The following is a 12,102-nucleotide window of genomic DNA, read 5'->3' as shown; positions in this document are numbered from 1 at the left end:
CATGGAAGCCCGACGGATTACCGAAGGGCTTTTTAGTTTCATCGGTCAAAACAAAGTGAATACAACTAGTATATGGTACTTTGTCTAATTTTTCTATAAATTATAGAAGAATGTTGATTTGCCACTTTGCTTTTAAGGATTAATTGAATGTAAATTTATACTAGCGTTCGTGTAACTATTTGTACAAGTATGTACGTTCGGTATCGCGATGCTAACCCACAATATCTTACTCGGCGTTATGAAAAAGTCAAACATCTTTGCCTACATTGAGTTGTCAAAATTGGTAGAGGAGCTCAAAGTTGCGACCAATTCAGGGAAACTAAAGGAACGGCTGATTGCAAAGGCCGCTTATTTCAATATTATTGAGCCCAGGTACTTTTCGGACAATACAGTCAACGACTGGGAGGCTATTCAAAGTCTGATCAAGCAGAGGGGCGTGGGTATGGATGAAGAAGGCAGGACAGTTCTTAATGAAGTGAGCAATACGATTTATCACTTCTCGGAAAATGAATGTAACTCATTGGCTTCCAAAGTGTACTTCGTTTTTGAAAAGGTAAAAGAGGAATTTCAGTAGGTAGAAATTATTCGATAGGTAAGGCTTGGTTAGTCCAGGATATTCGATCCGATTTTGGCTAACATCTTGATACTCATAAGTTAAGTCATTAGTTGCTTTTTGTTGGTTCAGATATGACGGATTCGCCTCGTATTCTGAGCCTTTGCTTGTATAGTGAGGTAGAACTTTGGATATTGGTGAGTTTACTTAAATCACAAACCAATGCTATCAAACCGAGTACTAATCTTGGGTGCTACTGGCCGGACAGGTTCGCACCTGCTACAACAAGTGTTAGTGGCAGGTTATGAAGTAAATGTCTTGGTTAGAGATTCCGGCACGTTTTTACCGAAACATGGAAAGCTGAGGATATTTAAAGGAACACCAACTGACGAAAAAGCTTTATCGGCTGCGATGGAGGGTTGTAGTGCGGTTTTGAGTACTTTAAATATCTCCCGCAAATCAGATTTTCCCTGGTCGCCGATCGTGACGCCAACTGATTTTCTCTCCCAGACTGCAAGCAATATTGTCAAACTTGCCCCGCAGTTCGGTATAGAGCGTGTTATTGTGCTATCTGCGATTGGTGTGGGTGACTCTAGAGGCCTTGTACCATTTTGGTTCAGATGGTTAGTTGATCATAGCAATATCGGAGTGACTTATAAAGATCATGAGCGCCAGGAGAAGATATTTGCTCAATCAGATCTGATATATACGATCGTAAGGCCAGTTGGATTGACTAATTCAGGTAAAGAAAGGGAGGTTCGGGTAAGCCTTAACAATGTACCGAAACCCGGTCTCACAATCAGCCGTCAGGATGTGGCTCGTTTTATTGTGCAAGAATTGATGAAAGACTTGTACGTATACAAGATGCCCGTTATTTTTTTCCTAAATAATTTTACAAAAAGGATAAAAATAGCTCACCTGTTATTCAATGGGTGAGCTATCTGTTTGTTTCACGGACATTAATTGACTGTTGCGCCGTTCCAAATCTCTTTTCCGGGCTGAACAAATGACAAGCTTCCGTCCCGGTCTTCGGCCATCAGGATCATGCCGTGGCTTTCCATACCCATCATTTTGCGCGGAGCCAAATTGGCCAGATACAATACTTGTTTTCCGATGATATCCTCCGGTTTGAAATGTTCAGAAATCCCGCTTAGCACTATGCGCTGTTCCAGCCCTACCTCAAGTTTTAGTTTCAATAACTTCTTACTTTTAGGAACCATTTCCGCTTCCAGTATCTGAGCAATACGTATATCCATTTTCGAGAAATCGTCGTATTGAATCTCTGGTTTTGCTTCCGTCACTTTTTTGCTTTCCAATTCATTCAGTCGTTTTGCGTCATGAAGTTTCTGAACCTGCTTCTCAATCACCGAATCCTCGATTTTTTCAAATAGCAGACTTGCTTCTTTTATAACAGTACCCGCGGATAAAAGATCTGGACTTCCGGCAACTTCCCAATTGATATTGCTCATACCAAACTGATCGAAAATCTTCGCTGCGGTAAACGGCAACACGGGTTCAGACACGATAGCTAGCGACGCCGATATTTGAAGGGCAATATTCAGGATCGTATTCACACGTTCCGGATCTGTTTTGATTACATGCCAAGGTTGCGTTTCAGCAAGGTATTTGTTCCCTGTTCTGGCCAGGTCCATGATCAGTGCCAGTGCTTCCCGGAAACGGTAGTTTTCCATCGATTCCGCAATTTTAGCAGGGAAGCTTGCCAACTCCGACAATGCCTGATCATCTATATCCAGTAATTCACCCCGAGCCGGTACCTTACCCTCACAGAATTTGTGCGTCAGAACAACGGCACGGTTTATGAAATTACCGTATATCCCAACCAGCTCACTGTTGTTTCTGGTCTGGAAATCCTTCCAGGTAAATTCACTGTCTTTGGTTTCAGGGGCGTTTGCTGCGAGTACATATCGAAGTACATCCTGTTTGTTAGGAAGTTCTTCCAGATATTCATGCAACCATACAGCCCAGTTTCTCGAGGTCGAAATTTTATCCCCCTCCAGATTCATGAACTCATTCGCTGGTACGTTGTCGGCAAGGATATAGTTTCCTTCGGCCATTAGCATCGCCGGAAAAATGATGCAATGGAATACAATGTTATCCTTTCCGATAAAGTGTACCAACTTGGTCTCTTCCGGTTCGCTTTTTTTCCACCATTTTTCCCAACCGTGATCGGTGCCATTTTGTTGAGTCAGCCAGTCTTTGGTTGCAGATATATAACCAATTGGAGCCTCAAACCAAACATATAAAACTTTACCATCAGTATCAGGCAGAGGTACACTGATCCCCCAATCCAGATCACGCGTCATAGCGCGTGGTTTCAATCCGTCTTTTAACCACGACTGGCATTGACCAAACACGTTAGTTTTCCACTCGGGATGGCTGTTTACATACTGCGCTATGTCCGGCTGCATTTCGTCCAAAGGCAAATACCAGTTTTTGGTAGCTTTCAACACCGGGCTTGCACCTGAGAGGGTAGACCTCGGATCTTTTAATTCCAAAGGACTTAAAGTTGAGCCACAACGTTCGCACTGATCTCCATATGCATTCGGATTTTGGCAAACAGGGCAAGTTCCAACGATATACCGGTCGGCCAGAAACTGCTGGGCGGTTTCGTCATAATATTGCTCAGTCGTTTCTTCCACGAACACGTTTTTATCGTACAGGTCTTTAAAGATTTCCTGCGAAGTTTCGTGATGAACCTTTTTGCTCGTCCGCGAATAGATATCAAATGAAATACCGAGATCCTTAAACGCTTTGTCGATCTGAGCGTAATATTTGTCGACCACCTGCTGTGGTGTCAAACCCTCTTTTTTGGCACGGATAGTAATAGGTACTCCATGCTCATCCGTTCCGCTTACAAACGCAACTTCTTTTCCACGCGAACGTAGATAACGAACATATATATCCGCCGGGATATAGCACCCGGCAAGATGGCCGATATGGATGGGTCCGTTTGCGTAAATCAGCGCTGCGGTTACTGTATATCTTTTAGGATCGGTAATTGGCATTGGAAGAGATGAAAAGGTTTTGCTTCTAAATGGCGATCTGCCAAAGCTTATAACTTAATTGAAGTGCAAAATTAGTAAAAAGTGTAGTTAAACGCAGAGTTCGCCAGAGTTTGGCGCGGAGTTACACGGAGTTTTTACTTTTCGCTGCGTAAAGTATAGTTGAACGCGGAGTTCGGGAGAGTTTGGGGCGGAGTTACACGGAGTTTTTGCTTTTCGCTGCGTAAAGTGTAGTTGAACGCATAGTTCGGGAGAGTAATGCGCGGAGTGACGCAGAGTTTCTACTTTTCACTGTGTAACTCTGCGCATTCCTCCGATAACTCTGCGTTTAACTTGAACGTATCCGAAGCGTTCATGCTGATCCAGCATTCACCGATTTTATAATTCCACCATTTCCACCGAACTTTGGCTCGTATTCTTTATTCTAGTATGAAAATCCTAATCACAGGAGCGACAGGTTTGGTGGGAAGTGCAACAGCAAGAAGATTTCTGGCAGATAATCACCAGGTTTTTGTGCTATACCGGGCAGGTGCCGATCAGTCGTTGTTGGCAGATGTTGCCAAGCAACTGCATTGGGTCGAAGGAGATATTCTTGATATCAGCAGTTTGGAGAAGGCGGTGGAGGGAATGGATTATGTTGTTCATGCTGCCGCAGTCGTTTCCTTTGTGCCACGCGACAGGGATACGATGTATAAGGTAAATCAGGAAGGAACTGCGAATGTTGTCAATAGTTGTCTTAAATATGAAACAAAGAAACTGTGTTTTGTTAGCAGTATTGCAGCCATTGGCCGGCCAGACCCACGGTTAAGCACGCCAGGGAAGGATACAGTGCTCAATGAAGCCCATCGCTGGGAAGACTCACCGGAAAATTCGGAATATGCAAAAACCAAGCATTTGGCAGAGTTGGAAGTCTGGCGTGGAATAGCCGAAGGCTTGGATGCCGTGATTGTGAATCCGACGCTTATATTAGGTGAAGGAGACTGGAGTAAAAGTAGTACGCAGATTTTCAGATACATATATAATGAGAGTCCATTTTATACCGGAGGAACGGCCAATGTGGTCGATGTAATTGACGTGGCGGAGGTGATATTCAAATTGATTTTTTCCAATATTACAGCAGAACGATTTTTGCTTTGTTCAACAAGTATCTCTTACCAGGATCTTTTTTTTATGGTCGCTGACAAGATGGGAAAGAAGAGGCCTTCTATAAAAGTGGGGAAGATAGTGGCCGGTATCATTTGGCGCGTGGAAGCGGTCAGGACTTGGTTGATGGGCTCTAAACCATTGATTACCAAGGAGACAGCTCGCTCGGCAGAGCGGACGGTCAGATACGATAACTCAAAAATAAAAACTGCGCTATCATTTAATTTTCAACCGGTGGAAAAAACGGTCGCCAGGGTAAGTGAAAGTTTGATGGCGCGAATTTGATAAAACGAGAATTATTTTTAACTTTCTTTCATTAAATAATTACAAAACCATTAGGAACCAGGATACTCTGTGTCAGTTTGGAACTGCTTGCGTCTGATGATGGTTTTAGGTGTGGTTCGTTAGTTCTAATTTCTAACCTACTGATTTGTATGGAGAAAAATTTCGGGGAAAAAAAGGATTATTTGAAGGAGGCATTGCAACGGTTCGAGCGAATGCTGAAAACCAGTGAGCCGGAGTTTTTTGATTTAGAGACTTATGAAAGGGTAACAGGCCATTATATTGAAAAGGGAGATTGGGATAAAGCCAATGAGGCGTGCGACAGAGGGCTTATTGATTATCCATATTCTCTTGATCTGCTTTTGAGTAAAGTTCAGTTACATGCCAACAGGGGTGAACATGAACAGGCTCAGGAAATGCTCGAACGAGCATCATTATTTCATCCCGGTGACATTGAAATCTCCTATATGCAGGTGGCCATCGCCAACATGATGGGCGAGTTTGAGGAGGCGATTGAGTTGCTGGAAAATTTGCTTCACAGAGTTGAAGACAAAGATGAGATCTATTTTCAACTTGGACAGACTTATCAAAACTGGGGCAAGCTGGAAGACGCGGTTGTGAATTACAAACGCTCGCTTTGGAATAACCTCGAAAATGAAATTGCACTTGATGAACTGGCCAACTGCCTCGAAATGCTCGGGCAACTGGAAAATCATCTGGAATATTATAATGAATTGGTTGATCAATCGCCATTTTCTCATCATGCCTGGTTTAATCTCGGTTTGGCATATGGCAAACTGGATCGGTTTGAAGAGTCCATTCACGCATTCGAATATGCCACGCTGATCAAAGAGGACTTTGTATTTGGTTATTTCCAGCTTGGGAATTCTTTCATGAACCTTGAAAGATATGAAGAGGCGAAAGATAACTACCTCAAAGCGTATGAATTAAAGGACGACCAGCCCGATATCAGTTGTAATTTGGCGGTGGCATATGAGAAGTTGGGTGAGTTTGAAACCGCTATCAAGTATTACCGGAAAACCGTTAAACTGGATGCCCAATGGGACGATGGCTGGTACGGTTTAGGTATATGTTTTAGTGAGCTTGGACGTTGGTATGAAGCAGTTGGTTTTATCAGAAAGGCGATCCAGATTACGGAACTGAATTCTGACTATTGGTTGGCTTTGGCTGAAACGGAATTCAAGGTTGGAAATGTAATATCAGCATTTGAAGCTTTTGAAAAGGCTGCGGAACTGGAACCAGGCAATGCGGACGTGTGGCTTAAATGGTCATTTGTGCTTTTTGAACAGGGAAATTACGCAAGAGCATGCGATCTTATAACAGCTGCAATTGAGGAAATCCCGGAGGAAGCTGATTTGTATTACCGAATTGCGGTGTATCAGATACATGCTGGCGAATACCGCGAAGCATTGATCAATCTGGAAACAGCCTTGACTTTAGACTATGAGGCTTATGTTCAGCTATTTGACTTTTTCCCTGAACTGGAAAAGCAGAAAGCCTTGTACAGAATTATTGAACAATACAGAGAGAAATAATGGGATTGAATTGGGCTTTTGATTGACCGTGATATGATGCTTAAATAGAAGTAAAACTGGCATTATTGAAATGGAAAATCAGTTCAAATATTATTATTTGAATTCCAAGCTCAATTCCCCGGCAAGTGTCTAGACTAGTTGCCTAGGTAAGAATTGGACTAACGGATCAACTGCGAAAAATGCGGACTTGAGAAATATAGTGTAAGTATACACCTGTTGATCGGCAATCCACTCGCTGTAATCATGAGGAATATTCTAGAGCTGGAAAATTATTTCATGAAAGCAAACTCCCAATTTTAAACACATTTTATCTTATTGCTTCTTCGCCTCCACCAAAAGTGGAATTGGTATTACAAGATGGAGCGAGAAACTTGCTCCTGGTTAACAGGCATTTTGGCTTATTACGGTAACACAGAAATTATGGTTGTGGCAGCTGACTTAAATTAAATCGGCTGGCCAACGCCCCTAAGTGTCTTGCATATTTGGACTGATTGGTGGGCTGTTATCGACGCTTCGAGTTCAAATTCCCGGCGTTGAGGCGAGAGAAATCCGAGAAAAAACGCAGGAACTTTTCACAGTTCCTGATTCATAATATCAAAAATATCTGTATTGACTTTTTTGCCAGATTATACTGGTTCCCTTCAACGCATTTGGCCACTACAAGCCATTCGCTACTCGTGACATTTTATTGAATCATGCCGTTTGACAGCCGGAATTTTATTGTTGAAGTGGCCCCCGGTTCTTCTGAGAGAAGTCTATCTGTTCAAGCGGTGACATTGAAATGGGGTAATGGATGTAACCGCTTGAACAGCATTTAGATATCGATAGAATAACTTCATTATATTACGGAAGATATTCACTTTCCGTGTTAGTATTAATTAAAACTCAACATCATATGAAAAATTGGCTACCATTTTTGTGGTGTGCAGTGACCCTCCTGGTCACCACCATTCAGGGGAATGTTGTTTATTCCTCGTCCCTGTCCGGGCCAGGCAAATCAACGAGATATTCTATTGTTCCAATCGTGAATGTAACCGGCATACCCTCGTCAGTCAATGAGGGTGATGCAACAATCCCGGGCCAAGCGCCAACGGAGTGCATCAAATATTCGGAATATACCATTACCGTAAACATGACGGAGGCGTCGACTCAGCCGGTCAAGGTTTCGATGTATCAATCATTCTATTATCAGGATGACTATCCTATGGCTACCGAAGGAGCTGACTTTGAGATTCTGCCTGCTGAGGTCACCTTCGCTCCAGGCGACCTTTCAAAGGAATTTACAATCAGAATATTCGATGACGCCGAAGAGGATACTGACGAGGTATTAACCCTGGACTTTTCTATTGAAACCAATGGAGATGCAGAGCCCGACTTTGGCGGTTTTCATAACATCACAATTATTGACAATGACGGTGCATCGGAAAATGTAGAGACAACTATCATTTCCGAAACCTTTCCTACTATTACTCCCACTGATTGGACATTTGTGCCTTCTGTTTCGGGCGTCGCACAATGGCAGGTAAATAGCGGCGCAGATGGGTTTGAAACCAACTATCTATACTTTCAGTATCTGGGAAGCGACGTCGGACCGTATCCTGCAGTAGAAGAAACCGTGGAAACCCCTTCTTTTGATGCAAGTGATTATTCGGCAGTGCGTCTGAGCTTTGACGAAAGATTACGCCTTGATGAAGAACGGATTACAGGTCGGGCTTTTGTCGACGTTTGGACAGGCACAGATTGGGTCAACGTGCAAGAACTTTACTCGGCAGGAAGCGATGCGGTTCCATTTCATGTCGATTTGTCCATTGGGGGTGAGTATGTGAACCAGAATATGAAACTGAGATTCAGATGTATCGGATATACAAGTGCCAACTGGTTAATTGATAATGTAAAAATTATCGGAGTGACTTATTCTAAGGAAATCGCGACGGAAACTACTCTGACCCCCGATCAAAAGTATTTGGGCCCAAACGCAACAGCGTATTTCTATGATCCTGCGACCAATGCTATACTCGCTAAGATAAAGAACCTGACTAGTCATAACTATGGATGTACGTCGGTGGAGATTGACCGCGCGGGCGATGGCACCTCTGAATGGCAGGGAGGTTACAATATCACCAACAAGACACTGAAAGTGACGCCCTCTAACCCGAATCCGGCCGGCAGCTACGAGATTACACTTTACTACACCAGTGCTGAGCTTGCAGATTTTCAAGATAACGTTACTTCAATGGGTAAGAGCGAAGGAGGCATAGCCGTAGGTGATGAGTCCCAGGCTGTGCCGGTCACAGTAACGCGATACAATGGTGACTATGCTTTTACGGCAACCTTTGATACCGGATTTTCAGGATTTGGATTATCAGATGCTCCTCCGGGGACTTCCCTCCCAGTTAAGATTCTGAGCTTCGAGGGGCAACGCTCCAGCGAAGGAAATGTGCTTCATTGGCTTACATCAACAGAAACCAACAATGACTACTTTGCCGTTGAACGGTCCTTCGATGCCAAAAGATTCTCGGAAGTTGGACGGGTTTCGGCAGCTGCTGTTTTGGCTGAGCGAAATGACTATCATTTTACAGATATCCACTTTGGTTACGGTACGGTTTATTATCGTTTGAAGCAGGTTGACAAAGACGGAAGTTATGCGATGACTAACATGATCAGTATCAAAAATGCACCGGATAGGGATATCGCAGTGTTTCCGAATCCGACAAGAGGCTTGTCGACCTTCCGTATTACTGAAGGCGGAACTGGCACCTTGCAGCTCAAGGTTGTGAATAGTGGCGGAAGCATCGTCCTCGAAACAACTGGCCTGAGTTATGCCGAAGGAATGGTTGGGTATGATCTAAACCAGCTTAAAACCGGAATTTATCATGTGCTGATCGAAACAGAGACCAACAAATATCAATATAAAATCGTGAAGCAGTAGCCCAGGCTTTGTCTGTGATCGTCCGTGAATGGGACGGCTTGCTTTCAGGTCGTCCCATTTTCAGCAGGTCTCAGTAAAAGAATAATATCAAATGCCCGTAAAGCTCGCTAATGCCCAAAAAAACACTAGTTAAGAACCGCCAGTAATTGCTCGGTTTTGATATCATATGCACATTTGAAATGCCCTTCGGGGCATTTTTTGTACCCATGCAGCCCACAGGGACGACAACTGAGTTTTTCCTGAACTTCAACAATATGCGAACGGGTCGATAACGGGCCAAAGCCAAATTCGGGGACAGTAGAGCAGAAAACAGCTGTGACAGGCGCATTCATGGCCGAACTGATATGCATAGGAGCAGAGTCGTTGACATAGTTCATTGCTGAATTTTGCATCAAGGCTGCCGATTGCAGAAAGCTCAATTTGCCACAAAGGTTTTCGATATCTCCCTTAAATTCTGAAGCTTCTGCAATATTGTCGGCCAGTGCCTGATCGGATGGTGCACCTAATAGGTATATTTTGAATTCGGAATTTAGTCGATCGATCAATTTAACCCATTGATCAACAGGATATTGTTTCGTAAACCAAACCGAAGATGGCGCAATGCATATATAGGGTTTTTTCTGATATTGCTCAACACCGGCAACGTCGGTGGCGGCCGGGTAGAGCCTGGGCATATGCCTTTCTACCGCAATTAATGGTTTGACTAGAAGGAGATTTCGATCAATTTCATGCGTACCGTCGCCCACCTGATGTTTGGCAGTGTGAGAAAAAGCGAATGAAAAGGGGTTTTTGTCAAACCCAGCTTTTACTGGCGCGCCGGAAAGTGCTGTCAGCAAACCGGTTGATCCAAAACGCTGAAGATTGACGACCCAGTCGTACTTTTTGGCGCGTATTCTTCTCAGTAAATTTCGGAGACTCTTAAATTTTCCTTCTTTTTTATGCCATATCAACACCTCGTTGAGATAAGGATGATTCTCTAAAAGACCTTCGTTTCCTTTTCGTAACAAAAAGTCGATTTGGGCCTCAGGAAGTGCTTTATGGATAGATTCCAGCAGGCCGGTCGCCAAAATAACGTCTCCGATAAAAGCTGTTTGAATAATCAGAATACGCTTTGGGATCATAATGATAACGGTGTTTCAGGCAAAAGTCTGTAATTTTGTAGAATTCACCGTAAATTATTGGTGACTATTTTGTGTTAAAAACGAATGAAGAAAAACGCCATATCTAAAAGGGTTAACCCAAAAGCCTCCCCAGTATTACTGAATGAAGAATATCAACTTCATACCCTTTCAAATGGTATCCGGATTGCGCACAAACAGGTTCCCTATACCCAGATTGCACACTGCGGTATCATGTTGGATATTGGTAGCAGGGATGAGCTGGGCCACCAGCAAGGGCTCGCGCATTTTTGGGAGCATATGGCTTTCAAAGGCACGGAAAAGCGCAGTTCGTTTCATGTCATCAACCGGTTGGAGAATGTGGGCGGAGAGCTGAATGCATATACCACTAAGGAAAAGATATGTTTTCACGCATCAGTTCTGGACGAGCATTTCGACAAGGCAATGGATCTGCTGGCTGATATCACGTTTCATTCGGTATTCCCGCAGAAGCAGATTGAAAAGGAAAGGAATGTGATTCTGGAAGAAATGTCGATGTATGTTGATTCGCCAGAAGATGCGATTCAGGATGACTTTGACCAATTGGTTTATCCCGGCCATGCGTTGGGAAACAATATATTAGGTACGGCCGAAACGGTAAATTCATTCGACAAGCCGCATTTGCTGGAATTCATCGGTCAAAATATAGATACGGAAAGGATTGTGGTTTCATCGGTTAGCCGATTGCCATTTTCAAAAGTGATCCGTGTTGCTGAGAAATATATCGGAGATATACCACACCAAAGAACGTCCCGTATTCGGACTGCTCCTGCACAATATATACCCGTCAGAGAGCAGAAGGAACGGGCGATAACCCAGGCGCAATGCGCAATGGGTCAACCTGCATATGGTTTGCTGGACGATAAAAGACTACCATTTTTTATGTTAGTGAACTTGCTTGGAGGTCCGGGGATGAATTCCAGATTCAACCTCTCCTTGCGCGAGAAGTATGGATTTGTATATTCGATTGAAGCCAATTATACGCCATACATAGACACCGGCTTTTTGGGCGTGTTCTTCGGAACAGAACCGAAACAACTCTCAAAAAGTATATCGCTCATCAACAAAGAGTTAAGGAAAGTACGTGAGACTCCTTTGACTACCTTGCAGTTACACCAAACCAAAGTGCAGTTGATGGGCCAACTGGCAATGTCGGAAGAGAGCAATATGAGTTTTATGCTTATGATGGCTAAAAGCCTGCTGGACACCGGTCGCGTGGACTCACTTCCTGAAATTTTTACCGAGATAAACCAAATCACATCTGCACAACTTCAGGATCTCGCACAAGAGATGTTCCAGGAAGACAATTTCAGCTATCTGACTTTTGTTCCGGAAGATTGAAGGTTAAGGAGGAAAGGGAGGATGGAGAAAGGGACAAGGGGAGGTGTCTTTCCTGCACGACTTTAATTATTAGATAGTCCAAATGGGATTTAGATATCCATAGCTTACCCATTGACCA

At 43.6% G+C, this 12,102-nt stretch carries 8 protein-coding genes; 6 read left to right on the top strand and 2 right to left on the bottom strand.

The window, feature by feature from the left end:
- The first annotated feature begins 238 nt into the window (after positions 1-238).
- Positions 239-574: a hypothetical protein gene (locus AC1XUD_RS12590; RefSeq protein WP_483361360.1), complete on the top strand. Its 336-nt coding sequence runs from the start codon at positions 239-241 to the stop codon at positions 572-574.
- Positions 575-775: 201 nt separating this feature from the next.
- A complete protein-coding gene (locus AC1XUD_RS12585) occupies positions 776-1,489 on the top strand; it encodes an NAD(P)-dependent oxidoreductase (protein ID WP_483361359.1) in 714 nt (237 codons plus the stop codon).
- A 23-nt stretch (positions 1,490-1,512) separates the two neighbouring features.
- Here AC1XUD_RS12585 and metG read toward each other — a convergent pair whose 3' ends face one another.
- Complete coding sequence (gene metG / locus AC1XUD_RS12580) at positions 1,513-3,579, bottom strand: methionine--tRNA ligase (protein ID WP_483361358.1); 2,067 nt, start codon at positions 3,577-3,579, stop codon at positions 1,513-1,515.
- 426 nt (positions 3,580-4,005) lie between these two features.
- On the opposite strand from metG, the gene AC1XUD_RS12575 reads away from it, so the two are divergent.
- The 3 genes from AC1XUD_RS12575 (at position 4,006) to AC1XUD_RS12565 (ending at position 9,486) form a co-directional block, all read left to right on the top strand.
- Positions 4,006-5,004: an SDR family NAD(P)-dependent oxidoreductase gene (locus AC1XUD_RS12575; protein WP_483361357.1), complete on the top strand. Its 999-nt coding sequence runs from the start codon at positions 4,006-4,008 to the stop codon at positions 5,002-5,004.
- 149 nt (positions 5,005-5,153) lie between these two features.
- Positions 5,154-6,557, top strand: a complete 1,404-nt coding sequence (locus tag AC1XUD_RS12570; RefSeq protein ID WP_483361356.1) for a tetratricopeptide repeat protein — start codon at positions 5,154-5,156, stop codon at positions 6,555-6,557.
- An 895-nt stretch (positions 6,558-7,452) separates the two neighbouring features.
- Positions 7,453-9,486: a T9SS type A sorting domain-containing protein gene (locus AC1XUD_RS12565; RefSeq protein ID WP_483361355.1), complete on the top strand. Its 2,034-nt coding sequence runs from the start codon at positions 7,453-7,455 to the stop codon at positions 9,484-9,486.
- A gap of 125 nt (positions 9,487-9,611) precedes the next feature.
- On the opposite strand, the gene AC1XUD_RS12560 is transcribed toward AC1XUD_RS12565, so the two are convergent.
- Positions 9,612-10,607: a glycosyltransferase family 9 protein gene (locus AC1XUD_RS12560; RefSeq protein ID WP_483361354.1), complete on the bottom strand. Its 996-nt coding sequence runs from the start codon at positions 10,605-10,607 to the stop codon at positions 9,612-9,614.
- 84 nt (positions 10,608-10,691) lie between these two features.
- On the opposite strand from AC1XUD_RS12560, the gene AC1XUD_RS12555 reads away from it, so the two are divergent.
- Positions 10,692-11,984, top strand: a complete 1,293-nt coding sequence (locus AC1XUD_RS12555) for a M16 family metallopeptidase (RefSeq protein ID WP_483361353.1) — start codon at positions 10,692-10,694, stop codon at positions 11,982-11,984.
- Positions 11,985-12,102: the final 118 nt, after the last annotated feature.

This window comes from Dyadobacter sp. HNCC25DJ184 (assembly GCF_056895215.1).
Note: the sequence above shows the minus strand (reverse complement) of the source record. Positions and strands in the feature narration are given on the sequence as shown.